This is a genomic window from Actinokineospora sp. PR83, assembly GCF_021056305.1.
Taxonomy (GTDB): Bacteria; Actinomycetota; Actinomycetes; order Mycobacteriales; family Pseudonocardiaceae; genus Actinokineospora; species Actinokineospora spheciospongiae.
On the sequence record NZ_JAJCXD010000071.1, the window covers coordinates 1 to 25,738 of the forward strand.

Consider the following 25,738-nt stretch of genomic DNA (forward strand, 5'->3'; position numbering starts at 1 on the left):
CACCGCCGGGGCGCGCGGCGAGCTGGCCCTGCGGGTGTCCGCCGCCAAGGTGGTCACCGCCGACCTCGCCGTGGAGGTCGCGAACCGGGTCTTCGAGCTGACCGGTGCCCGCGCCACCTCCGCCAGGGTCGGGCTGGACCGCTTCTGGCGCAACGCCCGCACCCTCACCCTGCACGACCCCACCGTCTACAAGGCCACCGAGCTCGGCAGGCACCTGCTCACCGGCGAGCTGCCGGTGCCCGACGGCTACAGCTGATGGCACACCCGACGACCGAGCCGACGACCGAGCCGACAGCACAGCCGGTGCCGCACCCGACCGCGCCGACGCTCGCCGACAGCGTCCGGCTGACCGAGGACGCGGTGCTGATCCTGGACCGGCGCCGCTTCCCGTTCGAGCGGACCTGGGTGCGCTGCGCGACCGTCGAGGAGGTCGCCGCGGCCATCGCGGACATGGTCACCCAGTCCTCGGGCCCGTACTTCGCCGCCCTGCATGGCATGGTCCTCGCCGCCCGCGCCGCCGCGACCCGCCCGCCCGCCGCGGCCAGGGCGGAGCTGGAGCGGGCCGGGGCGCTGCTGGTCGCCAGCCGGTCCACCAACAACCACCTGCGCAAGGCCGTGGCCGCCGTGCTGGCCCCGTGCGGCCCGGTGTCCGGGGCGGAGCTGGTGGCGGCGGCGGAACTGGGGGCCCGGCGGGGCGCGGAGGTCTACCACGCCCGCAGCCGCGCCCTGGGGGAGCACAGCGCCCGGCTGCTGCCCCCGGGGGCGCGGGTGCTGACGCACTGCTGGGCCGACTCCTACCTGATCGAGACGGTCAACGCGGTGCGCGCGCTGGGCAACGAGGTGTCCTTCGTCTGCACCGAGACCCGCCCGTACCTGCAGGGCGCCCGGCTCACCGCGGAGACCCTGGCCGAGATGGGCGTGGACACCACGCTGATCACCGACGGCATGGGCGCGGCCGTGCTGGCCTCCGGGGAGGTCGACGCGCTGCTCACCGCCGCCGACCGGGTCACCATGGACGGGCACGTGGTCAACAAGGTCGGCACCCTGGGCCTGGCCGTCGCCGCGCACGCCTTCGGCGTGCCGTTCCTGGCGCAGGTGCAGGCCCCCGACCCGGCCGCCCGGACCGCCGCCGACGTGCCGATCGAGCACCGATCCGGCGATGAGGTCCTGCACACGCTCGGCGTGCGCACCGCCAGCACCCGGGTGCGCGGGCACTACCCTGCCTTCGACGTGACGCCGCCGCGGTTCGTGCACACCGTCGTGACCGACCGCGGCCCGTTCGCGCCGGACGCACTCGACGGATACCACCGAAAGGCAGTCAGTGACTGAGGTCCTGCGGGCGCAGTGGGTCGTCCTCGACATCGAGGGCACCCTGATGCCGACCAGCGCCGTCCACGTCGGGCTCTACGACTTCGCCCGCCCCCGGCTGGGGCCGTGGATCGACGCGCACCCCGACTCCGAGCTGGTCCGCTCCGCGGTGGCCAGGACCAAGGCAGAGGCCGGGCTGGCCGACGACGCCGGGACCGCCGAGGTCGTCGCGGTGCTGCACCGGTGGATGGCGGAGGACCGCAAGGCCACCCCGCTCAAGGACCTCCAGGGCGAGATCTGGCAGCAGGGGTACGCCTCCGGGGAACTGGTGTCCTCCTACTTCCCCGACGTGGTCCCGGCCCTGCGCGCCTGGCACGCGGCCGGGCTGGCGCTGGCCGTGTTCTCCTCCGGGGCGGTGAGCGGCCAGGTCGCGTCCTTCTCCAACACCACCGACGGCGACCTGACCGGCCTGTTCCGCTCCCACTTCGACACCGTCAACGCGGGCCCGAAGCGGGAGGCGCCGTCGTACGCGGCCATCACCGAGGGCTTGGGCGACCCCGACCCCGGGGCGGTCGTGTTCCTGTCCGACGTGCCCGCCGAACTCGACGCGGCGGCCGAGGCCGGGTGGCAGACCGTGGGGCTGGCGCGCGCGGGGGAGCCCTACGCCGACGCCGACTTCGGCCCGCACCGCGTGGTCGGCACGTTCGACGACCTCCGGATCGAGGTCGCGTGAACCTCGCCGAGGCGGGCCGGGCGCTGGCCGCCGAGTCCGCGCGCTTCGCCGCCCTGGGCTGGATGCGCGGCACGTCGGGCAACCTGTCGGTCACGCTGGGGCGCGACCCGCTGCGCCTCGCCGTCACCGCCAGCGGCCTGGACAAGGGAACCCTGACCGAGACCGACGTGGTGGAGGTCGACTTCCACGGCGCCCCCGTCTCCGGGACGCTGCCCCCGTCGGCGGAGGCTGCGCTGCACGCCAGGATCGCCAGGGTGGCGCGGGCGGGGGCGGTGGTGCACCTGCACCAGCTCGCCCCGGTGATCGCCGCCGAGCGCAACCCCGGCGGGATCGTGCTGCGCGACCTGGAGATGCTCAAGGGCTTCGGCCGGGCGGCCCACGACGACGAGGTGCGCATCCCGGTCGTGCCCAACAGCCAGGACATGCGCGTGCTCGGCGACGCGTTCGAGGCGGGCTTCGACCCGGCCACCCCGGCGCTCGTCGTCGCCAGGCACGGCGTGTACGTGTGGGGGGCGGACCTGGAGCAGGCCCGCCACCGCGCCGAGTGCCTGGAGTGGCTGCTGCGGTTCGTGAACGCGGTACAGGGGATCGATACGGCCGGGGGTTGCGCGTGACGCTGTTGACGGTGTGGCCCGAGGACGACCCGGGGACCGTGCTGACCAGGACCGAGGACGCCGGGGAGATCACCGGGGTGCTGTCCGCGCTGGGGGTCCGCTTCACCCGCTGGCCGCTGGTCGACCTGCCCGCCGACCCGACGTCGGATGAGGTCATCGCGGCCTACCGCGACCGGGTCGAGGAGGTGTCCGCCCGCGAGGGCTACGGCTTCGTGGACGCGGTCACCATGACCCCGGCCGCGCCTGCGGAGGACGCCGCGGCGGCCAGGGCGAAGTTCCTCGCCGAGCACACCCACGACGACGACGAGGACCGCTTCTTCGCCCGCGGCTCCGGCATCTTCTACCTGCACGTCGCCGGTCGCGTGCACGCGGTGCTCTGCGAGGCGGGCGACTTGCTCAGCGTGCCCGCCAGGACCACCCACTGGTTCGACATGGGCACCACCCCGGACTACGTGTCCATCCGCTTCTTCCACGACGACGACGGCTGGGTCGCCTCGTTCCTGGAGGACTCGATCGCCGCCCGCTTCCCGACCTTCGACGAGATCACCGCGGGCCGCTGAACGCGGACCGCCTCCCCGCGGGACGACGGGGAGGCGGCCCGCGGTGGGTCAGCCGATCTGCAGGTCGACGCAGGCGTAGAAGGCGTTGGGCGTGTCGGCGATGTTCCACACCGCCAGCACCTTCTGCCGCCCGGTGAACCCGGCCGTGTTGACCTGGTGGGTCACCGTGGAGCCGGGCTGCGCGCCGCCGTCGTTGAACTCGGCGATCTTCGTCGAGCCGATGAAGTACTGCCAGGTGCTGGTGGCGTGCCGGGCGGTCAACCGCCAGGTGAAGGCCACCTGCCTGCCGACCCACGTCGTCGGCCAGTTCTTCGTCTCGTCGCTGAGCTGGGCGAACCGGGCGTTGCCGCCGTGGCAGCTCCGCAGGCCCTTGGGGCCCTCGACGCTCTGCGGTTCCCAGACGATCTCGCCGCAACCGGCGACCCGGCCCGCGGCGCAGTTGGCCTGGCGGCTCGGTGGGAAGTCGACGTAGCCGTGGGCCAGCGCCGGGGTCGCCGGGACGGCGAGCCACAGCAGCGGGACGGCGGCGAGGGTGGCGATCTTGCGCGGGAATCTCATGGGCTGCTCCTCCACAGGGTGTCCACCCCCGCGGGTCGGGGGTGAGACGGGCTGGACCAGGGACGCCAGAGAGAATTTGGTCTAGACCATAGGTCGGTTTCGGACAATCCGTCAAGGTGTCCCGGCAGAACCCGACCGAGCCCCGGGTGGCGGTTCCCTCATCGTGTCGGGGTGGGCCGATACCCTCCGGTACCTTGGGACACCTGTTCGACTGACCTGGGCCAGACCTGCATTGGAGTGCTGCGCGGTGACTGCCGAGACCCTCTACGGGGCGGACGACCTCACCCACCTCGAAGGGCTCGAGGCGGTCCGCAAGCGCCCCGGCATGTACATCGGGTCCACCGACAGCCGCGGCATCAACCACCTGTTCGCCGAGATCGTCGACAACGCCACCGACGAGGGCGTCGCCGGGGAGGCCACCAGGGTGGTCGTCACCCTGCACGCCGACGGCAGCGTCCAGGTCGACGACGACGGCCGCGGCATCCCCACCGGCACGCACGCCAAGTCGGGCCTGTCGGGGGTGGAGCTCGTCCTCACCCGGTTGCACGCGGGCGGCAAGTTCGGCGGCTCCGGCTACAAGACCTCCGGCGGCCTGCACGGCGTCGGCGCCTCCGCGGTCAACGCCCTGTCGCACCGCTTCGACGTGGTGGTCAAGCGCGAGGGCAAGGTCCACCAGATGTCCTTCGCGCACGGCGTCCCCGGCGTCTTCGACGGCCCCGGCCCGACGGCGAAGTTCACCCGCAGGTCGGGGCTGGAGATCACCGGGAAGATGAAGCGCGGTGAGCGCACCGGCACGTCCATCCGCTACTGGTACGACGCGCGGTACTTCGAGAACGGCGCCAAGCTCGACGTCGACGGCGTCCGGCAGAAGATGCGCAACACCGCGTTCCTCGTCCCCGGCGTCGCCTACGTGCTGCGCACCGCCGTCGACGACGCGATCTCCGAGGAGTCGTTCCACTTCCCGAACGGCCTCACCGACATGGTCGAGTTCCTCACCCCCGCGGGCGACCGCGCGGTGTCGGGCATCCTGCTCGCCGTCGGCGAGGGCACCTACACCGAGAACGCCGCCGACGAGAACGGCGTCATGCGCTCCAAAGTGGAGCGCCGGGCCGAGGTCGAGGTCGCCTTCCGCTGGGGCACCGGCTACGAGCGCACCGTCGAGTGCTTCACCAACACCATCCGCAACGTCCACGGCGGCACCCACCGCAAGGGCTTCGAGCGGGCGGCGCTCAAGTCCCTGCAGGAGGCCATCGCCCGCACCCGGGGCCTGCTCAAGCCCAAAGAGGACCCGCCCACCCTCGACGACGTGCTGGAGGGCATGACCGCGGTCATCCACGTCCGCGTCCCGGAACCGCAGTTCACCTCCCAGACCAAGGACGAACTGTCCACCGCGGGCATCACCAAGGTCATCGGCGCCGTGGTCGAGCGCGAGCTCAAGGCGTGGGTCGACGACCGCAGGACCAAGGCCGAGGCCAAGGTCGTGCTGCAGAAGGTCGTCGACGCCAGCCGGGTCCGGCTCACGCAGAAGCAGCAGAAGGACGCCGCCCGCCGCAAGACCGCGCTGGAGGGCGCGGCCATGCCCGCCAAGCTCGTCGACTGCCGCACCACCGGCCTGGCCCGCAGCGAGCTGTTCCTGGTGGAGGGCGACAGCGCCCTGGGCTGCTTCACCGGCGACACCGCCGTGGCCCTGGCCTCGGGCGGCACCCTGACCTTCGCCGAACTCGCCGCCGACTGGGACCGGGGCGCGCGCCACCTCGGGTACGCCACCGACGCGGTCGGCCGGGTGGTCGTCGTGCCGCTGGTCGAACCCCGCCGCACCAAGCGCGCCGCCCCCCTGGTCCGGGTGGCGCTGCGCTCCGGCGAGTCGGTCCGCTGCACCCCCGACCACCTCTTCCGCCTCGACGACGGCTCCTACCGCCGCGCCGACCACCTCACCCCCGGCACCGCCCTGATGTCGCTGGGCGCTCTCGACCGGACCGGCCACCGGCGCGAGCGGAACCGCGCACTCGCCGACCGCGCGGGCGTCGCCGTGCTGGCCCCGCCCGCCCCGGACCACACCGTGGCGGCGGTCGAGGCGCTCGCCGAGACGGCGGACGTCTACGACCTCACCGTCGACGAGCACCACAACTTCGCCCTGGCCGCCGGGGTCTTCGTGCACAACAGCGCGCGGATGGCCCGGGTCTCGGAGTACCAGGCGCTGCTCCCGCTGCGCGGCAAGATCCTCAACGTGCAGAAGGCCAGCCTCGCCGACACCCTGCGCAACGCCGAGATCGCCTCCATCGTGCAGGTCCTCGGCGCGGGCACCGGGCGCACGTTCGACCTGTCGACCATGCGCTACGGGCGGGTCATCCTGATGGCCGACGCCGACGTCGACGGCTCGCACATCCGCACCCTGCTGATCACCCTGTTCGCCAAGTACATGCGACCGGTCATCGAGGACGGGCGGCTCTACGCCGCCATGCCGCCCCTGCACAAGATCACCACCAAGGGGCGCAACCCGGAGACCCGGTTCACCTTCACCCAGCGCGAGATGGAGACCACCCTCGCCGCGCTGGAGAAGGCGGGCAAGCAGGTCGTGACCCCGGTGCCGCGGTTCAAGGGGCTCGGCGAGATGGACGCCGACGAGCTGTGGGACACCACGATGAACCCGGCCACCCGCTCGGTCCGGCGGATCACCCTCGACGACGCCGAGGCCGCCGAGAACGCGCTGGAACTGCTGATGGGCGAGAAGGTCGAACCGCGGCGGGCGTGGCTGGTGGAGTCCTCCGGCCGGGTCGACCAGTCCGCCATCGACGTCTGAGCCGTCCGAGCCGTCCGAATCCGCTGAGCACCGCGAGAGCCTGAGAACCACCGCGAGAGAGAGCTGCTGAGTCATGGCACGCCGCAAGGGCCCCACCACCAAGGTCGACCCCACCGCCTTCGACCAGGCGGGCGCCCAGGTGTTCGACAACCCGGTGAAGACCGAGATCGAGGACTCCTACCTGGAGTACGCCTACTCGGTCATCCACTCCCGCGCCCTCCCCGATGCGCGCGACGGCCTCAAGCCGGTGCACCGCCGCATCCTGTACTCGATGAACGAGCAGGGCTACCGGCCCACCCACGCCTACGTGAAGTCCTCCCGCGTGGTCGGCGACTGCTTCGTGCGCGGCGCCCTGGTCTCCACCCCGGCCGGGCTGCGCCCGATCGAGGCCCTGGAGGTCGGCGACCTGGTGCTCGACGGCGCGGGCGCCCCGGTCCCGGTGGTCGAGGTCTACGAGAACCCGGTGTCCGACCTGGTCCGCCTCACCTGGGCCGACGGCCACACCCTGGTGGTCACCCCCGGCCAGCGCTTCATGACCCCCGACGGCTGGGTGGAGGCCCGGTCGCTGGCGGGCGCCACGACCGTCTCCGCCGCCCCCCGCCCCCCGGTCCGCGCGGAGGACACCGGCACCGAGTACGTCCTCGGCCTGCTCACCGCCCTCGGCTCGGTCGACAACGACGGCCGGGTCCTGCTCAGCACCCCCGAGGTCGACGCCGTCGACCGCGCCCACGGCTGGGCCATCGGTGCGGGCGTCGAGGTCAGCCGCGACAAGCGCGAGGCCGCCGCCCCCGACGGCCGCGACCTGCACGTGCTGGCCTTCACCCCGGCCGAGCCGGTCGCCCGCCCGATGACCGAGGCCCTGGCGGGCCGCGTCCCCGAGGACGTCCTGTCCGACCGCGCCACCTGGCCCCGCTTCCTCGCCGGACTCACCGACGGTGGCCTCGACCCCACCGGCATCGCCTGCGCCGCCACCGACCCCGAACTGCACCGCCAGCTTCGCGCGATGACCGCCCCCACCGACCCCCAGCCGGTCGTCTCGGTCACCCCGGTCACCCCCGCCACCACCCACGACATCCAGGTCGGCTCCCCGGACCACGCCTTCGTCGTCGAGGGCCACGTCGTGCACAACTGCATGGGCAAGTACCACCCCCACGGCGACACCGCCATCTACGACGCGATGGTCCGCCTCGCCCAGGACTTCTCCCTCAACGCCCCCCTGATCGACGGCCACGGCAACTTCGGCTCCCCGGACGACGGCCCGGCGGCCAGCCGCTACTGCGTCGTCGGCGACACCCGCATCCGCCTGGCCGACGGCACCAGCCCGCGCATCGCCGACCTGGCCGACCTCGCCCCGGACACCGAGGTCGAGGCGGACTTCGAGGTCCTGGACAAGGACGGCAAGGCGGTCCGCGTCGACCGGGTCTTCAACTCCGGCGTGCACCCCACGCTCCGCGTGGAGACCGACAGCGGGTTCTCGCTGCGCGGCAGTGAGAACCACCTCGTCCTCTGCCTCGAAGCGCCGATGGGCGTCCCCCTGTTCCAGTGGCGCAGGCTCGACGAGCTCATCCCGGGCATGGTGGTCTGCGTGGCCCGCAACGCCTGGCAGCACGTCACGCCCACCGCCGAGGAGCGGGCACTCGGCGTCCGGGCGGCAGCCCGGGTCTCCGCGGACCAGGCGTCGGACGAGGGCATCCCCGAGTCCGTGTGGTCCGGGGGCTGGGGGATCAAGCGGGCCTTCCTGATGTCGCTGTTCGAGCACGGCGGTGCGGTGCAGGCGGCCGGGGGTGGTGTCACCGTCCACTGCGGCACCCCCGGGGTGCGGCTGGGTCGGGAGGTCCAGGAACTCCTGGCCGAGTTCGGCGTCCTCGCCCGGCTCCGCGACCACGTGCGGCCGGACGGTTCGGGCGAGCACCGCCTCACCGTGTCGGGGCGCCGCGACGTGCGGGCGTTCGCCGAGCGGGTCGGGTTCCCCGGCGCCGCGCAGTCCGGGCTCGACGACCTGCTCCGGCGCTCCCCGGCCGGGCCGGACGAGGAGCGGGTGCCGTTCGTCGGCGACTTCGTCCGCGGCGCCGTCGAGGAGGACGGGCGTGGCGGCGAGGAGTCGACCCGGTACGACTTCGACCGCGTGGAGCGGTGGGAGACCGAGCGGCTGCGGATCATCGATCGGATCGAGGACCCGGAAGTCCTCGCCACGGTCCTGCCCGTCATGGACTCCGGATACCGGTTCGAGACCGTGGCCTCGGTCGAGGCCGGGGCGCCGGAAGAGGTGTACTCGGTCCGCGTCGTGACCGAGGACCACTCCTTCCTCGCGGGCGGGTTCGTCAACCACAACACCGAGGCCAGGATGTCGGCCGAGGCGATGCTGCTCGTCGGGGAGCTGGGGGAGGACACGGTCGACTTCCGGCCCAACTACGACGGGTCGTTGCTCGAACCGACCGTGCTGCCTGCCGCGTTCCCGAACCTGCTGGTGAACGGGACCTCCGGCATCGCCGTGGGCATGGCCACCAACATGATCCCGCACAACCTGGGGGAGGTGGTGGCCGCCGCGCGGTGGCTGATCAACCACCCGACGGCGACGCTGGACAAGCTGATGGAGTTCGTCCCCGGCCCGGACCTGCCGACCGGGGGGATGCTGCTGGGCCTCGACGAGGTGCGCAAAGCCTACGAGACCGGGCGCGGGGTCGTGCGGATGCGGGCCAAGGTGCAGATCGGCCCGCTGGAGGGCAGCCGGGGGCGGCAGGCGATCACGGTGACCGAGCTGCCCTACCAGGTGGGCTCGGAAAAGATCATCGAGAAGATCACCGACGAGGTCACCAAGTCCAAGCGGCTCACCGGGATCGCCGACGTCAAGGACCTGACCGACCGGGAGAACGGGACCCGGTTGGTGATCGAGTGCAAGGTGGGGGTGAACCCGCAGGCGCTGCTGGCCGACCTCTACCGGCTGACGCCCATGGAGCAGTCCTTCGGCATCAACAACCTGGTGCTCGTCGAGGGGCAGCCGCGCACGCTCGGGCTCAAGGCGCTGCTGGAGGTGTTCCTCAAGCACCGCTACGAGGTGGTCACCCGGCGCACCCGGTACCGCAAGCGCAAGCGCGAGGAGCGGCTGCACCTGGTCGAGGGCCTGCTGCGGGCCCTGGTCGACATCGACAAGGTCATCGCGCTCATCCGCTCCAGCGCGGACGCCGCCGCCGCGAAGTCCGGGCTGATGTCGCGCTTCGGCCTCTCCGAGGTCCAGGCCTCGTACATCCTGGACACGCCGCTGCGCCGGTTGACCAAGTTCGACAAGCTCGAACTCGAGACCGAGCAGGACCGCCTCACCACCGAGATCGCCGAACTGGCCAAGATCCTCGACGACGACGCCGTGCTGCGCCGGGTCGTGTCGGCCGAGTTGGGCCGGGTGGCCAAGGACCTCACCGCCGAGCGCCGGACCGCCCTGATCGACGGCGACCTCAAGGAGGTCCTGGCCGCGTCCAAGCCCGCGGGCCCGCTGGAGGTCGCCGACGACCCGTGCCAGGTGATCCTCTCGGCCACCGGCCTGGTGGCCCGCACGGCGGCGGAATCCGAGGAGTCCTCCGAGGCCCGCAGGCGCAACGGCCGAGCCCGCCACGACGCGGTCAGCGCCGTGGTCCACTCCACCGCGCGCGGCCAGGTGCTGCTGGTGACCAACCACGGCCGCGCGTTCAAGACCGACGTGCTCCCGCTGCCGGTGCTGCCCGAGCAGGTGGGCACCGTGTCGCTCAGCGGCGGCATGGCGGCCAGCGAACTGGTCCCCCTGGCCAAGGGCGAGAAGGTCGTCGGCATCGCCCCCCTGGGCGAGCAGGCGGCGGGCTCACCCGGCCTGGCCCTGGGCACCCGCCAGGGCGTGGTCAAGGTCTGCGCCCCGGAATGGCCCGTCCGCTCCGACGAGTTCGAGATCATCTCCCTCAAACCGGGCGACGAGATCATCGGCGCCACCTGGCTCCGCGACGGCACCGAATCCCTGGTCTTCGTCTCCTCGGAGGCCGCACTCCTGCGCTACGCGGCAAGCCTGGTCCGCCCCCAGGGCCTCAAGGGCGGCGGCATGGCAGGCATCAACCTCCCCGCGAACGCCCACGCCCTGTTCTTCGGCGCGGTGGCCACGGACGATTCCACGCACGGCGAACCGGTGGTCGTCACCTCCACCGGCCAGTCGGTCAAGGTCACCCCCTTCGCCGAGTACCCGGCGAAGGGCCGCGCCACCGGAGGCGTCCGCGCCCACCGGTTCCTCAAGGGCGAAACCGGCCTCGTCCTCGCCTGGGTCGGCTCCCGCCCGGCCGCCGCGGGCAAGAACGGTTCCGCGGTGGAACTCCCCGCCATCGAACCCCGCCGCGACGGTTCCGGAGCAGCACACCCGGGACCGGACGTGGTCGGTCACCTGATCGAGAGGGACTGACCCGCACCCACCAGCCACACCAATTCCACCCGCCAGCCCGGCGGCCTGCGACCAGGACCCCACCTGCGTAGCTGCCGACCGCCCCGCCACCCGCCGGCCGGGCGGTCGGCCACGCCAACCCCAGCGGCCACCCACCAACCGCCGGCCCTGCGGCCAGCCGCCCAAACCCCACCCTGCGCAGCCAGCGACCACCCCACCAACCGCCGGCCCGGCGGCCAGCCACCCGCAACCCCACCCTGCGCAGCCGCCGACCACCCCCGCAACCGCCGGCCCGGCTACGTAGAGGTCCGGGTGGGTGGATGTGCTTGGGTGGGGGTGCCGATCATGTGCGAGCCTGCTTGGGCTGTGGGGCATCTCTTCAGCCCCACTCGGTCACACTGGGCGCATGATCGGCGTAGGGGCCCCGCCCGAGCAGATCCACCCACCCGGGCACCACCGACAAACGACCGGGCTTTGATACACAGGCACGGCCGAGCAGATCCACCCGGGCACCACCGACAAACGACCGGCGCTTGAGCCGAAGCACACGGCCGACACCCGGCCCCCGCGCGAGAGCCGAAACCCAGCCTCAGCGCGTGCGCTGCCTCGGGATCGTCCCGATGGCCACCAGCGCCTCCGCGATGCTCGTGTACGGCTGGACCGCCCCCAACAGCCCCGTCACCTCAAGCCCCCGCAGCACCGACCGCCCGCACCCCACCACCAGCAGCACCCCGCCGTCGTCCTCAGCCCGCCGCCGGGCGCGGACCAGCAGCGACAGCCCGCAGGCGCCGAGGAAGTCGACCCCGCCGAGGTCGAGGACCAGCACCGGCGGCCTGCCGCGCTGGCGGACGGCGATGGCCGCGGCGGCGGTGTCGCGGGTGGCCAGGTCGATGTCGCCGGACAGCCGCAGCACCGGCACGTCGGCGATGTGGTCGTGCCGCACGGACAGGGTCATCGTCTCGGGCATGTGGCGCTCCGGGAGGTCGGGGCGGCCACGATGAAAATGCTCGGTCGCTGCCCGGAGCAGGGGCCCGGGCGGCATTCCCAACGCAGCGTCACCAAGAGTGGGACCCCTCCGACGCTACGCTTCGGCCCGCAGGACACAACCCCACGGTCGGGTGCTGTCGGCGACCGGTGGGTTGCGCTGCGTGGTCACGCCTGGTGACCAGCTCCGGGGACCGCGGGTGCGGGCGCGGGCCGTGGCGCTTTCGCGCCGCCCGGTCGGGGTCAGCGGCGCCGACCCACCAGGGAGATCGGTGCCGGGGCGGCTTCCTCGTCGTCCTCGTCGTGGGGGTTGCGCTGGGCGGGTACGCCGGGGTCGAGCAGGGTGCGGGCGCGCAGGGCGATCTCCATGCACAGCCGCTCCTGCGGGTCGTCGATCCGGTCACCGAGGAGTTCCTCGATCTGGTGCATGCGGTAGCGCACGGTCTGCGGGTGCACGTCGAGGCGGGTGGCGATCTCGTTGATGCCGCCCCGGGTCTCCAGCCAGGCCAGCAGGGTGGTGGTCAGCCGGTCGCGCTGCTTGGGGGTGAGGTCGGCGAACGGCTCCAGGGCGCGCTGGGTGAGCTGGTCGAGCAGGAACTCGTCGGACAGCAGCACCAGCGCGGACAGGTGCTCGGAGCAGCGCAGCACCTTCTCGTCGGGCAGCACCCCGCGCTGGGCCAGCACCAGGGTGCGGCGGGCGCAGGACAGCGAGCGGTGGGCCTCGGCCAGTGGGACGGTCGGGCCGATGGCGGCGCGGCGGCCCGCCAGTTCGCCCACCAGCGCGGGCAGGTGCGCGTCCGGGTCGGCCACGACCAGGCACGGGTCGGCGCTCTCCAGGTCCACCAGCACGTCGCCGCCGAAGACGGAGGCGGGGAGCTGGTCGGCGGCGGGCCGGTACTCCAGGGCGATCACCGCCAGCCGCTCGGGCACCACCCAGTCGGTGGTGCCCGCCAGGTCGGCGATCGCCTGCGGGGGCACCGGCGGGTTCGACAGGATCAGCTTGAGTAGCTGCCTGCGGCGGCGCTCCAGGGCGCCGGTCGCGTTGCCCTGCGCCTCGGTGTAGCCGGCGATGGCGATCGCGCAGACCTCGTCGACGTAGGCGAAGATCCGGTCGGCCAGGGTGAACAGGGTCTCGGTGGGCACGCCCATGGTGCGGCCGACGGCGCTCATCCGCCGCCAGACCACCCGGGCGCCGACGCGGACCGCGGTCTGCAGCGCGTCCATGGTGCGGCCCTGGGCGTACTCGACCTTGCCCGCGTAGGTGAAGGCGTTCGTCCAGTCGTGCACGGCCCCGTTGACGTCGCCGGAGCTGTCGAAGCAGCGCACGATCGCCATCTCCACCGAGCCGACCAGCACCTCGCGGAACTGGCCCCGCAGCGGTTGGGCGTAGGCGGGCACGGCGGCCTGGATCTCCCCGATCACCTCGCGCACGAGGTCGCCGGACTGCCTGCGCATGCGCACCGACAGCTCCGGGGGGATGGCGGACCAGAGGGCCCTGGCGGCGCTGATCCCGCGCCCGGTGGGGGTGCCGGGGGCGGCGGCGCGCTCGGCCGCGGGGGTGGTGGCGCCGCGGTGGGCCGCGAGTCGCAACCCGACCGCGGTCGAACTCGGTGTTGCGGAGTTCCGTGTCGGTTCCATCGTCATGCGCCACCTCTTCGTGACAAAACAGCCGTCCGTGTCAACAGGGACGGTGACCGGTTTGCTCCGCCGACGATAAATATGTGTTGTCTCGGGTGTCAAACAGTTCGAGAAACATGCCGGAAATCCCAGTGTGAGCGGGAACATGAAAAAGTTTCTTGTCGCGACGTGAGGACTTGGCGCCGGAACATCGTCCGATTGTGACAAGTGCCCGCTCGACGACCTGCGGTATGCAGAAACTGCTGGTCACACCCCGGTTGGCGGGCGGACGCACGCTGTGCGTCCATTCGGGTGCAGCGCGTGACAGTTGTCATGGGGGTGCGCGCGCGGGTGCCGCCCCTTGGCATTAACGGCCAATCAATTGCCGATATCTGCGTCTTATCGGGGTCTTGCATCACATCTTACCAATGGGTAAGTTGCCCTGAAGTGGCTGGAAAGTTTCAGCCACCCACCGGCGTCCCCGGAGCGCATTCGGTCAGTGTGTTTCAGGATCCGACAAGGGTGGTAAGGCGCTGGTGAAGACAGCATTCTCGCCGGTGTGTTGACAACCGATCGTGTTTTGTCCCGCTGGGAGACGAACAATGGGATCGCGCAACGGAGCGGATCGCGCAAGAGCCGCCGTCGGTTCCGGCTGCCCGCGCACCCCCCGTTCGTCCGGCCCCCGCCACCGGGGCACGACCGAACCGGCACCGCCGGTGCCGCGCTCGCCGACCCGCCGGGACGGCGGACCGACGACCGGAACCCGCGTCCGCAACACCCCGGACCCCGCGTTGACCGACACGAGATAGGTGCCACCGTGGTCAGCGCGGTTTCCCGGGCTGACCACCCAACCCCCCGGGCTCGACCCCGCCACCGGCGGGCCGAGTGCGTCCCCACGGGAAACGGAAGAGGACATGAGGATTCTGAAGTCGAATAAGCTGATGGCGGCGACGTCCGCCATCGGAGTGACCGGGGTGGTGATCGGCGGACTGCTGCTGTCGGCCGGGCAGAGCTCCGCCGCCACGGTGACCGTCGACAAGACGCTCAACTACACCTGCCCGTTCCCGCTGATCGGCAATCAGAAGCTGGCAGTGAACATCAAGACGGTGGTGGAGACGCCCGCCAACGAGGGCGGCGAGCTCAAGGCCGGTGAGTTCACCGCCACGGTGACCGTGCCGGAGACCGCCACCCAGGGCCTGACCCTGGTCGGCGCGGCCACCGTCGAGGGCACCGGCAAGGCGGAGATCACGCTGAACAACGCGGGCATCGCGCTGCCGATCGCCATCCCCGACCTCGCCGTGGCCAAGACGAACGTGCCCGCCAAGGGCACGTTCACGGTGCTCGCCAAGGGCCAGGTGCCCACGGCGTACCCGAAGCAGGGCCCGACCACGGTCGTGATCGGCGACTTCTCCACCACCCTGACCCCGAGGAAGGCCGACGGCAGCCTGACCGGCCTGGAGACCTTCGAGTCCAAGTGCACGATGGACCCGGGCCAGGACGCCAAGATCCTCGACTTCGTCGTCGGCGCCCCGGGTGGCGGTGGCACGACCGCCCCGACCTCGGGCACCACTGAGCCGACCTCCGGCACCACGGAGCCCACCTCGGGCACCACGGAGCCGACCTCGGGCACGACCGAGCCGACCTCCGGCACCACCGAGCCCACCTCGGGCACCAGCGAGCCGCCCACCAGCGAGCCCGGTGGCGGCGGCACGCCGATCACGGTCGACAAGTCGCTGAACTACCGCTGCCCGTTCCCGCTGATCGGTGAGCAGCAGCTCGGGGTGCAGATCAAGGCCACGCTGACCCCGCCCGCCGCCGCCGGTGGCAACCTGACCACCACGGACTTCTCCGCCATCGCGACCGTGCCGGAGACCGCCACCCAGGGCCTGTCCCTGGTCGGCGCGGCCACCGTCGAGGGCTCGGCCAAGGCGAACGTCATCGCGGACAACGCGGGCACCAAGATCAACATCACCATCCCGGGCCTGAACGTGCCCAAGACCAACGTCCCGGCCAAGGGCACCTTCACCGTCACCGCCTCGGGTGACGTCGCGCCGCAGCCGGTCCCGGCCGCGGGCGAGACCGTCATCAACGTCGGCGACTTCACCACCACGCTGACCCCGAAGAAGGCCGACGGCTCCGAGACCGGCCTGGAGACCTTCGACTCGCTGTGCAAGCTGGTCGACGGCCAGGACACCGAGCTGGGCCGCTTCACCATCGGTGGCGGTGGTGGTACCACCACGCCGCCGACCTCGGGCTCCACCACCCCGCCGACCTCGGGTTCGACGACCCCGCCGACCTCCGGGTCGACCACCCCGCCGACCTCGGGTTCGACCACCCCGCCGACCTCGGGTTCGACCACGCCGCCGACCTCGGCGACCACCCCGCCGGTCACCACGACCACCGACGTCACCACCACCCTGCCGCCGGTCCTGACCCAGGACCCGCCCGGCTACGGTGGCGGTGGCGGCAACTACCCCGGTGGCAACTACCCCGGTGGCAACTACCCGTCGGGCAACAGTGGCGGCCTCGCCTCCACCGGTGCCTCGATCGGTCTCCCGCTGGCCATCGGCGGGGCGCTCCTGCTCGCCGGTACCGGTGCGCTGTTCTGGCAGCGCCGCCGGACCCGCAACCAGGCCTGATCCCCACCAGCACACCCCGGATGCCCGGTGGAGCCCCACGGCTCCGCCGGGCATCCGGCTTGTCACGGACACTAAAAGCGCAATGGTCCTATTTGTGAGAATCCAATGAGGAATTGTCGCGCTATCTGGTGGTAATATTTCCTTGTCATTTCCGAAAATAATTTCCTGCCGTTCCGGAGGTCGAGTTGTCCAGGATGAAAACGCGTGTGCCACGTGCGGCGGTCATGGTGCCGCTGCTGGCGTTGGGCCTGGTCACGGCCGTGTGGCAGGCGCCTGCCGGAGTGGCGGCCGAAGGTGTGAAAGCACAGGCCGTCGCCGCTGCCGCCGCGCCCGCCTACTCCACCGAACCGGAGGACCCCGCTTTCTACGTGCCGCCGAACCCGCTGCCCGCGGGAAAGCCCGGTGACATCATCCGGTCGAAGCCGTCGAAAGCGGGGGCCGCGACCGACAAGATCAACGCCTGGCAGGTCATGTACCTGTCGACCAACGCCCTCGGCGCCCCGATCGCGGTGACCGGCACGATCCTGACCCCCAAGGGCAAGGACCCCAAGACCACCCCGGTGATCAGCTTCGGGGTCGGCACGCACGGCCCGGCGTTCAAGTGCACCCCGTCGTACATGTCCGAGATCGGTGCGCTCTACGAGCAGCCCGCGGTCAACGACTTCATCGCCGCGGGCTACTCCGTCGCGATGACCGACTACGAGGGCTACGGCCCCAACCCGAGCAAGACCACCTACATCACCGGCAAAGCCGAGGGCCCGGCCATGCTCGACATCGTGCGCGCGGGCCAGCGCCTGCCGGACGTGGCGTGGAGCCCGTCGGCCAAGGTCGTGCTGCGCGGCTACTCCCAGGGCGGCGGCGCCGCGCTGTGGGGCGCGCAGGTCCAGCCCACCTACGCCCCCGACGTCAACCTGGTGGGCGTGGCCGCGGGCGGCGTCCCGGCCGACCTGACCCAGGTGGCGCTCTCTCTCGACGGCAAGAAGGGCTTCGGCTTCCTCGCCTACGCCCTGCTCGGCCTCGACCACGCGTACCCGGACCTCAAGCTCGCGAGCTACATGAACGACGCGGGCAAGAAGATGTTCAGCGACCTGGAGAACGGCGCCTGCACCGTCGAGCTGCTGACCACCTACGCGAACAAGAAGCTGCTCGACTACACGACCACCAGCCCGGTGCTCACCCCGCCGTGGCTGGCCAGGGTCGCGGAGAACAAGCTCGGCACCAAGAAGATCGCCGTGCCGGTCTACCAGTACCTGGGCGCCCAGGACGACCTCGTCGACCCGAGCCAGGGCCGCACGCTGCGCAAGGACCTCTGCGGCAACGGCACCTCGGTGCAGTTCAAGGAGTTCCAGTCCGACCACATCACGCTGGTCTACACCGGCAACAAGGACGCGCTGGCGTTCGTGAAGGACCGGATCGAGGGCAAGCCCGCGACCCCGAACTGCGCCTGATCCCGGCGCGGCGGGCCTGAGCCGCCCGCGCACGACCCCGGCGGAGCCCGGGGGGACCGAACCGGTCCCCCCGGGCTCCGCCGTTCTGTGTCCGGGGTCACGGGGATCGCCCCCCGGTCGCGGACCTGCTCCCCCTAATCCCCGTGGGGACCTATTGCGAACGCCCCCGGTCGCTAATTGCGGTTACTGGGGGAATTGTGAACGGTGGGTGACCGATTCGGTGATCCGGTCGGGGTGGTGGTATTGGGCGTGGTCTGCCCGCCGGTGGCGAGAAATGCGGGTTCTGCTCATGTTTGGCACATCGGCCACATGTCGCCCGCCGGGCGGACCGCGAACAACTCTCGCGTTGCCCGCCTGTTTATGGCCTCTGAGCTGGGCCTATCACCCGTTCGGCCAGCCGCTTCGACAGGCGGTCACCCACTGCTCCACCCGGCGTAACTGCTCACCGACCCACAAGTTGGCATAAAGAAACAGTGTTCGCCATGAGAACTTCACTACCCCTGCTTGACGTTGTCTGAGGGCGCATTCTAAATTCGCCCGGCAGGCGCCGGAAACTCCTCGGCCCGCACCCGGTCGAGCGGACCGGGTAGGCGGAACAATTCCGGTCGGAGGACACGGCATGGAAATCCCTGGCAGGTCGGTGGTGGTCACCGGCGCGGGCAACGGCATCGGGGCCGCCCTCGCGCTGCGGCTGGCGGCCGAGCGGCCTCGGGTGGTGGTCGTGTCCGACCGCGACGCCGACGCCGCGGGCGCGGTCGCAGGCCGGGTGCGCGACCTCGGGGTCGCGGCCGTCGCGGTCCGCACCGACGTGTCCGACCCCGAGCAGGTGCGCGACCTCGTCGCCCTGGTCGAGCGCGACCACGGCGGCGCCGACCTGATCTGCTCCAACGCGGGCGTCGCCACGGGCATGGGCGTGCACGCGAGCCCGGCGCAGTGGGCGGACTCCTGGTCGGTCAACGTGATGGCGCACGTGCACCTGGCCCAAGCGGCGCTGCCGGGCATGTCCCGCCGCCGCGGCGGGCACCTGCTGATCACCGCCTCCGGGGTGGGCCTGCTCGGCCTGCCCGGCGACGCCCCCTACACCGTCACCAAGCACGCCGCCGTCGCCCTGGCCGAGTGGCTGGCCTGCGGCTACGGCCACCTGGGCATCGGTGTGAGCGCGCTGTGCCCGATGGGCGTGCGCACCGACTTCCTGATGCCCGGCGTCGAGGCCGGGCACCCGGCGGCGCGGGCGATCACCGCGACGGCCCCGATCATCGAACCCGAGCAGGTCGCCGACGCCGCCGTCGCGGGCATCGCCGAGGGCCGGTTCCTGATCCTGCCGCACCCCGAGGTGGGCGTGCTGCACGCCCGCAAGGCCGCCGACCCGGAGACCTGGGTCGCCGAGCGGCGCGCGGCCGCGACGGCCCGCCGCGGCACCGGCCGCCGCGCGCAGCCCACCCCCTGACCAACAGACCAGGCGAGACCACGCGGAAACGCGGACACGACGGAGGCGCGGAGATGACGGAGGCGTCGGCGGGAGCGCGGGACGAGCGGCCCGAACTGGTGCTGGGCATCGGCCCCGGTGGGCAGCCCTGCGCCGGGCTCTGCGGCGCGGTCAGCGCCGCGGGCGGCCTGGGCGTGCTCGACCTCGGCGCGGGCGACCGGGTCGCCCGCGCCGCCCTGCGCTACGCGGCGGGCTGGCCCGCCGAGCGCCGCTTCGGCATCCGGGTGCCCGCCGACTGCGACCTCGGGTTCGCCGACGTCGCCGCCGTGCTCGGCGCGGCGGTCGAGCGGCTGGCCGTGGTGGTGCTCGGCGGCGACTCCGCCTGGCGGGTCGCCGACGTGCCCGACCGGTACTTCGTGCTGGTCGAGGTCACCTCCCTGGCCGAGGCCAGGGCCGCGAACGACCAGGGCGCCGACGGGGTGATCGCCCGCGGCAACGAGGCGGGCGGGCGGGTCGGCGACACCGGCGCGTTCGTGCTGCTGCAACAGCTCCTGTCCGCCCCCGGCCTGTCACTGCCGGTGTGGCTGTGCGGCGGGATCGGCCCGGACACCGCCGCGGCGGCCGTGGTCGGCGGCGCGGCGGGGGTCGTCCTGGACACCCAGCTCGCCCTGCTGCCCGAGGCCGACGTGCCGGACGCGCTGGTCGCGGCACTGTCCACCGGGGACGGCACCGACACCGTCGTCGTCGACGGGCACCGGGTGCTGCCCCGCCGCGCCCCGGCCACCGGCAGCCTGCCGATCGGCCAGGACGCCTACCTCGCCGCGGGCTTCCTGACCCGCTTCGGCGGCGTGGCCCGCGCCGTCCGCGCGGTCCTCAACGCCGTGGCCGACGCCGTGCGCGAGGACCGCCCGGCCGTGCTGCGCCCCGGCTCGCCGCTGGCCGCCGCGCTGGGCACCGGGCTGCCGGTCGCGCAGGGCCCGATGACCAGGGTGAGCGACACCGCCGGGTTCGCCGCCGCCGTCGCGGCCGAGGGCGGGCTGCCGTTCCTGGCACTGGCGCTGTCCTCCGGCGAGCGCAGCCGGGAGCTGATGGTCGAGACCGCCGCCCGGGTGGGCGAGCGGCCGTGGGGCGTCGGCGTGCTCGGGTTCGCCCCGGCCGAGCTGCGCGCCGCCCAGCTCGAGGTGATCCGCGAGCTGCGCCCGCCGGTGGCGCTGATCGCCGGTGGCCGCCCCGACCAGGCCAGGGCGCTGGAGGACGTCGGCATCGCCACGTTCCTGCACGTGCCCTCACCCGGGCTGCTGACCCAGTTCCTCGACGCGGGCGCGCGCCGGTTCGTCTTCGAGGGCGCCGAGTGCGGCGGCCACGTCGGCCCGCGCACCAGCTTCGCGCTCTGGCAGGCCCAGCTCGACGTGCTGCGCGACCGCGCCGACGTCGCGGGCGTGCAGGTCCTGTTCGCCGGTGGGGTGCACGACGCCCGCTCGGCGGCGATGGTCGCCGCGCTCGCCGGTCCGCTGGCCGACCGGGGCGCCGAGGTCGGGGTGCTGATGGGCACCGGGTACCTGTTCACCGAGGAGGCCGTCGCGCACGGCGCGGTCACCGAGACCTTCCAGCGGCAGGTCGTGGCCGCCGAGACCACCGCCGTGCTGCGCACCGCCCCCGGGCACGCCACCCGCTGCGTGCCCAGCCCGTTCACCGACACCTTCGACGAGACCGGCAGGCGGCTGCTGGAGTCCGGCGTGCCGCAGCGCGAGGTGTGGGAGGAACTGGAGCGGCTCAACACCGGGCGGCTGCGCATCGCCAGCAAGGGCCTGCGCCGCGAGGGCCCGGACCTGGTCGACGTGGACGCGGACGGGCAGTTGGAGCAGGGCCTGTTCATGGCCGGTCAGGTCGCCACGCTGCGCTCGGCGGTCACCACCGTGGCCGGGCTGCACGCCGACGTGACCACCCGGGCCGGGGAGTTCCACCGGGCCAGGGCCACCGCCGTGCGCGCCGAACTGGGCGTCGAGCGCCCGCAGCGCCCCGAGCCGGAACCGCTGGACATCGCCGTGGTCGGCATGTCCTGCGTGTTCCCCGGAGCCGGTGACCTGGCGTCGTTCTGGGCCAACATCGTCGGCAACCTCGACAGCGTCACCGAGGTCCCCGCGCACCGCTGGGACCCGGAGGTCTACCACGACCCCGCGGCCACCAGGGGCTCCGGCGACCGCACCCCGTCCAAGTGGGGCGGCTTCCTCGACCCCGTGCCGTTCGACCCGCTGCGCTACGGCATCCCGCCCGCCGCGCTCGCGGCCATCGAACCGGTGCAGTTGCTCGCCCTGGAGGCCGCCCACCGCGCGCTGGTCGACGCCGGTTACGCCCACGGCGGCTTCGACCGCGACCGGACCGGTGTGGTGTTCGGCGCCGAGCCCGGGTCCGACCTGGCCACCGCGGCGAACCTGCGGATGGCGCTGCCCGCCTACTTCGGCGCGGTGCCCCCGGAACTCGACGACCAGCTCCCCCGGCTCACCGAGGACTCCTTCCCCGGCAGGCTGGCCAACGTCATCTCCGGCCGCATCGCCAACCGGCTCGACCTCGGCGGCGCCAACTACACCGTCGACGCCGCCTGCGCGTCCTCGCTGGCCGCGGTGGACGTGGCGTGCAAGGAACTCGCCTCCGGCAACGCCGAGGTGATGCTCGCCGGTGGCGCCGACCTGCACAACGCCATCGACGACTACCTGCTGTTCTCCTCCGTCGGCGCGCTGTCGCCGACCGGGGCCTGCCGCACCTTCGACTCCCGCGCCGACGGCATCGCCCTGGGCGAGGGCGTGGCCTGCGTGGTGCTCAAGCGCCTCTCCGACGCCGAGCACGACGGCGACCGGATCTACGCGGTGATCAAGGCCGTCGGCACCGCCAGCGACGGCAAGGCCCTCGGCCTGACCGCCCCGCGCGCCGACGGCCAGCGCCGCGCGCTGCACCGCGCCTACGCCGCCGCCGGGGTCTCACCCGCCGACGTCGAACTGGTCGAGGCGCACGGCACCGGCACCGTGGTCGGCGACCGCACCGAGCTGCGCACCCTCACCGAGGTCTTCACCGAGGCGGGCGCCCGCCCCGGCGGCACCGTCGTCGGCTCGGTCAAGTCCCAGATCGGGCACACCAAGTGCGCCGCGGGCCTGGCCGGGCTGATCAAGACCGCGATGGCCCTGCACACCGGGGTCCGCCCGCCCACCCTGCACGTCACCGCGCCGAACCCGGCCTGGACCCCGGACGGCCCGCTCGCCTTCCGCGCCACCGCCACCCCGTGGCCGCGCGACCCGGCCGAGCGGGTGGCCGGGGTGAGCGCCTTCGGCTTCGGCGGCACCAACTTCCACGTCGTGCTCACCGGGCACGCCTCGGCCGCGTTCACCCGCCGCGGGGTGCGCCGCTGGCCCGCGGAGCTGTTCACCTTCCACGGCGCCGACGACGCCGCCGCGCACCGCCAGGTCGACCGGCTGTTGCAGACCGCCACCGCCAACGCCGCCGCGGGCAACCCGTGGACGCTGCTCGACCTGGCCCGCACGACCGCGCTGCGCACCGAGCGGGAGACCGCCCCGGTGCGGGTCGCCGTCGTGGCGTCGGACCTGGACTCGCTGACCACCCTGCTGCGCCGGGCGCTGGCGGGGGAGACCGACCCCAAGGCCGGGCTGTACCGGGCCGACGGGCAGCCCGCGGGCAAGCTCGCCGTGCTGTTCCCCGGTCAGGGCAGCCAGCGGCCGGGGATGCTCGCCGAGCTGTTCGTCGCCTTCCCCGACCTGGCCAGGCACCTGGGCCGCGGCGCGCTCGCCGACGCGATCTTCCCGCCGGACGCGTTCACCCCCGAGACCGCCGCCGCCCAGCGCGACGCGCTGCGCGACACCAGGGTGGCCCAGCCCGCGCTCGGCGCCACCGGCCTGGCCGCGAACGAGCTGCTCGGCAAGCTCGGCGTCGAACCGGACATGTACGCCGGGCACTCCTACGGCGAACTGGTCGCCCTGGTCGCGGCCGGGTCGCTGGACCCGGCGCGGCTGCTGCCGCTGAGCGAGGTGCGCGCGGAGACCATCCTGGCCGCCGCGAGTGCGGACCCGGGCACCATGGCCGCGGTCACCGGCGAGTACGGCGAGGTGCAGGCCGCGCTGGAGTCGGCGATGCTGGCCGGTCGGGTCGTGGTCGCCAACCACAACGCGCACCGGCAGATGGTGATCTCCGGGCCCACCGCGCTGGTCGCCGAAGCCGTCGAGGTGCTGCGCGCGGCCGGGCTGCCCGCCAAGCGCATCGAGGTGGCCTGCGCGTTCCACAGCCCGGTCGTCGCCGGGGCCGCCGACGCGTTCGCCGAGCGGCTGGCCGGGGTCGACTTCGCCCCGCCCAGGGTGCCGGTGTGGGCCAACCGCACGGCCCGCCCGTACGTCGACGACGCGCCGGGCATCCGGCACGAGCTGTCGGCGCAGCTCGCCTCGCCGGTGCTGTTCGTCGGCCAGGTCGAGGCCATGTACGCCGACGGCGCCCGGGTGTTCCTGGAGGCCGGGCCCGGCCGGGTGCTGGGCAACCTGGTCCGCGCCACCCTGGGCGAGCGCCCGCACACCGTCGTCAGCCTGGAGTCCACCCGCGACGGTGGGCTGCCCGCGCTGCTGCACGCGTTGGCGAAGCTGGCGGTCGCGGGGGTGCGGCTGCGCACCGGCTGGCTCACCTCGGGCCGCGGCGGCCTGGACGTCGGCTCGCTGCCCGCCCCTGCCGCTCCGCAGTGGACCATCGACGGGCAGTTGGTGCGCACCGCGTCCGGTCAGCCGGTCGCCGGGGGGCTCGCGCCCGCCCGCCGGGTGGCACCGCTGTCGGCCGCGCCCGCGCCGATCGCCGCGGGCGGCACGCGGGACCAGTTGGTGGCGGAGTACATCCGCTCCAGCCGGGAGCTGATGGCCGCCCAGCGCGACGTGCTGCTGGGCTACCTCGGTGCCGCCCCCGCCGCACCGACCGCCCTGCCCGCCACCGCGCTGCCTGCCCTGCCGTCCACGCTGCCCGCCGCCACGCCGCTCCCGCTCGCCGCGCCCGCGGTGGACGCGCTGTCCACCGTGCTCGCCGTGATCGCCGAGCGGACCGGTTACCCGGTGGAGATGGTGGAGCCGGGGCTGGACCTGGAAGCCGACCTGAGCGTGGACTCGATCAAGCGCACGGAGATCGCGGGCGAACTGCGCTCCCGCCTCGGCGGCGGCGCGGACGTCGAAGACCTGGTGCGCGCCCGCACGGCCGGTGAGCTGGCCGCCCTGCTCGCCCCCTCGGGCACCGCCGCGCCCGCGGGTGCTGTGCCGGTGGTTGGTGTGCCGGTGGGTGCCGCGCCGGTGGTGAACGCGCTGGACGTCGTGCTCGGCGTCATCGCTGAGCGGACCGGTTACCCGGTGGAGATGGTGGAGCCGGGGCTGGACCTGGAAGCCGACCTGAGCGTCGACTCGATCAAGCGCACGGAGATCGCCGGGGAGCTGGTGGCCCGGGTCGGTGGTTCGGTCGACGTGGAGGAGCTGGTGCGGGCGCGGACCGCGGCGGAGCTGGCCGCGCTGCTGGGCCCGCCCGCGCCGGTCGCCGCGCCCGCCGCCGTCCCGGTCGAGGACGCGCTGGGCTCGGTGCTCGGCGTGATCGCCGAGCGGACCGGCTACCCCGTCGAGATGGTGGAGCCGGGACTCGACCTGGAAGCCGACCTGAGCGTCGACTCGATCAAGCGGACCGAGATCGCGGGCGAGCTGATCGCCCGGTTCGGCGGCTCGGCCGACGTGGAGGACCTGGTGCGGGCGCGGACCGCGGCGGAACTCGCCGCGCTGCTCGCACCCGCACCCGCCGCCCAGGCCCCCGCCGCGGCCCCCGCCCCCGTCGCCGCGCGGGCGCCCGAGGTGCTGGGAGAGGCACCGGGGCGGTACGTGCTCGGACTGGTCGACGCGGCCGGGGTGCCCTCCGACGACCCCACCGCGCTGTTCGGCTGCTCCATCCTCATCGCGGGCGGCACCCCGGAACTGGTCGAGGAGCTGGCCGGGCAGCTCTCGGCGCGCGGGGCGCTGGCCGTGCCGCTGACCGGGTTCCCCGAGCTGGCCGAGTGGGTCGACCGGGTCGACGGGCTGGTGTGCCTGCCCACCGAGGAACCGCTGCTGCCCACCGCGTTCGCCATGTTCCGGTCCGTGCTCACCCGGCGGCCCCGCTGGCTCCTCGGCGTCGCCCACGGCGACCCGGTGCGCACCGCGGGGATGCGCGGGTTCTTCCGCACGCTGCGCCGGGAGTACCCGGACACCACGTCCCGGCTGGTGGAGTGGGACGAGCTGCCCGCCGACGCGGCCGGGGCGATCATCGGCGAACTGCTCACCCCCGGCACCGAGCCGGTCGTGGTCGCGGGCGAGAGCAGGCTCGCCTTCGACCTGCTGCCCACCCCGCTTGGCGCCCTCGCCGCCACCGGCGCGGGCCCGGCCGGGACCGGCGACGCCGAGGCCGAGGCCATCGGACTGACCCCGGACTCGGTGGTGCTGCTCGTCGGCGGCGCCCGCGGCATCACCGCCAGGGTGGCCACCGCCCTCGCCGGGGCGGCGCGCTGCCGGATCGTGCTCGCGGGCCGCACCGGGCCGCCCACCTCGGCCGAGCACCCGGCCACCGCCGCCGCTGCCGACCTGGCCGGGCTGCGCGCCGCGCTCGCCGGGCTGGG

13 protein-coding genes and 3 pseudogenes are annotated in these 25,738 nt (G+C 73.3%); 13 read left to right on the forward strand and 3 right to left on the reverse strand.

From position 1 onward, the window contains the following. The 5 genes from L6E12_RS23335 to L6E12_RS23355 form a co-directional block, all read left to right on the forward strand. Positions 1–256: acyl-CoA dehydrogenase family protein (locus L6E12_RS23335; protein ID WP_255683397.1), on the forward strand; the 256-nt coding region annotated here is incomplete at its 5' end. Further along, positions 256–1,329: a s-methyl-5-thioribose-1-phosphate isomerase gene (locus tag L6E12_RS23340; RefSeq protein ID WP_236230064.1), complete on the forward strand. Its 1,074-nt coding sequence runs from the start codon at positions 256–258 to the stop codon at positions 1,327–1,329. The genes L6E12_RS23335 and L6E12_RS23340, both read left to right, overlap by 1 nt. Further along, complete coding sequence (mtnC, locus tag L6E12_RS23345) at positions 1,322–2,041, forward strand: acireductone synthase (protein WP_236230065.1); 720 nt, start codon at positions 1,322–1,324, stop codon at positions 2,039–2,041. Before L6E12_RS23340 ends, mtnC begins: the two co-directional genes overlap by 8 nt. After that, positions 2,038–2,655 carry a methylthioribulose 1-phosphate dehydratase gene (mtnB, locus tag L6E12_RS23350; protein WP_236230066.1) on the forward strand — a complete coding sequence of 206 codons (618 nt, stop codon included), beginning with the start codon at positions 2,038–2,040 and terminating at the stop codon, positions 2,653–2,655. The genes mtnC and mtnB overlap by 4 nt, the downstream gene beginning before the upstream one ends. Next, entirely contained in the window at positions 2,652–3,215 is a 564-nt protein-coding gene (locus L6E12_RS23355; RefSeq protein ID WP_236230067.1) for an acireductone dioxygenase, read from the forward strand. Before mtnB ends, L6E12_RS23355 begins: the two co-directional genes overlap by 4 nt. 48 nt (positions 3,216–3,263) lie before the next feature. Here the strand turns inward: L6E12_RS23355 and L6E12_RS23360 are convergent, their stop codons facing one another. After that, positions 3,264–3,773, reverse strand: a complete 510-nt coding sequence (locus tag L6E12_RS23360) for a lytic polysaccharide monooxygenase auxiliary activity family 9 protein (RefSeq protein ID WP_236230068.1) — start codon at positions 3,771–3,773, stop codon at positions 3,264–3,266. A 247-nt stretch (positions 3,774–4,020) separates the two neighbouring features. On the opposite strand from L6E12_RS23360, the gene L6E12_RS23365 reads away from it, so the two are divergent. The 4 genes and pseudogenes from L6E12_RS23365 to L6E12_RS35805 form a co-directional block, all read left to right on the forward strand. Beyond that, complete coding sequence (locus L6E12_RS23365) at positions 4,021–6,573, forward strand: ATP-binding protein (protein ID WP_236230069.1); 2,553 nt, start codon at positions 4,021–4,023, stop codon at positions 6,571–6,573. 73 nt (positions 6,574–6,646) lie between these two features. Next, positions 6,647–7,849, forward strand: a pseudogene (locus tag L6E12_RS35795) (DNA gyrase subunit A); the annotation flags it as partial. A gap of 12 nt (positions 7,850–7,861) precedes the next feature. Continuing rightward, positions 7,862–8,527: pseudogene (locus L6E12_RS35800) on the forward strand (LAGLIDADG family homing endonuclease); the annotation flags it as partial. 375 nt (positions 8,528–8,902) lie between these two features. After that, positions 8,903–10,984, forward strand: a pseudogene (locus L6E12_RS35805) (DNA gyrase subunit A); the annotation flags it as partial. A gap of 568 nt (positions 10,985–11,552) precedes the next feature. Here the strand turns inward: L6E12_RS35805 and L6E12_RS23375 are convergent. Together L6E12_RS23375 and L6E12_RS23380 are read right to left on the reverse strand one after the other, a co-directional pair. Beyond that, a complete protein-coding gene (locus tag L6E12_RS23375) occupies positions 11,553–11,930 on the reverse strand; it encodes an anti-sigma factor antagonist (RefSeq protein ID WP_236230071.1) in 378 nt (125 codons plus the stop codon). A gap of 260 nt (positions 11,931–12,190) precedes the next feature. Further along, entirely contained in the window at positions 12,191–13,585 is a 1,395-nt protein-coding gene (locus L6E12_RS23380; RefSeq protein ID WP_236230072.1) for a CdaR family transcriptional regulator, read from the reverse strand. 920 nt (positions 13,586–14,505) lie between these two features. Between L6E12_RS23380 and L6E12_RS23385 the strand changes: the two genes are divergently transcribed. From L6E12_RS23385 to L6E12_RS23400, 4 genes are all read left to right on the forward strand, one after another. Then, entirely contained in the window at positions 14,506–16,203 is a 1,698-nt protein-coding gene (locus L6E12_RS23385; protein WP_236230073.1) for a DUF6801 domain-containing protein, read from the forward strand. A gap of 206 nt (positions 16,204–16,409) precedes the next feature. Then, complete coding sequence (locus tag L6E12_RS23390; RefSeq protein ID WP_236230074.1) at positions 16,410–17,651, forward strand: lipase family protein; 1,242 nt, start codon at positions 16,410–16,412, stop codon at positions 17,649–17,651. 619 nt (positions 17,652–18,270) lie between these two features. Next, positions 18,271–19,098, forward strand: coding sequence for an SDR family oxidoreductase (locus L6E12_RS23395; RefSeq protein WP_236230075.1), 828 nt, complete (start codon positions 18,271–18,273; stop codon positions 19,096–19,098). A gap of 53 nt (positions 19,099–19,151) precedes the next feature. After that, positions 19,152–25,738, forward strand: a 6,587-nt coding sequence (locus L6E12_RS23400; protein ID WP_236230076.1) for a type I polyketide synthase, incomplete at its 3' end; no start/stop codon positions are given.

Coding starts and splice junctions, on each gene's coding strand:
- L6E12_RS23340 (WP_236230064.1), top strand. CDS start 256: ATGGCACACCCGACGACCGAGCCGACGACCGAGCCGACAGCACAGCCG.
- L6E12_RS23360 (WP_236230068.1), bottom strand. CDS start 3,773: ATGAGATTCCCGCGCAAGATCGCCACCCTCGCCGCCGTCCCGCTGCTG.
- L6E12_RS23375 (WP_236230071.1), bottom strand. CDS start 11,930: ATGCCCGAGACGATGACCCTGTCCGTGCGGCACGACCACATCGCCGAC.
- L6E12_RS23380 (WP_236230072.1), bottom strand. CDS start 13,585: ATGGAACCGACACGGAACTCCGCAACACCGAGTTCGACCGCGGTCGGG.
- L6E12_RS23385 (WP_236230073.1), top strand. CDS start 14,506: ATGGCGGCGACGTCCGCCATCGGAGTGACCGGGGTGGTGATCGGCGGA.
- L6E12_RS23395 (WP_236230075.1), top strand. CDS start 18,271: ATGGAAATCCCTGGCAGGTCGGTGGTGGTCACCGGCGCGGGCAACGGC.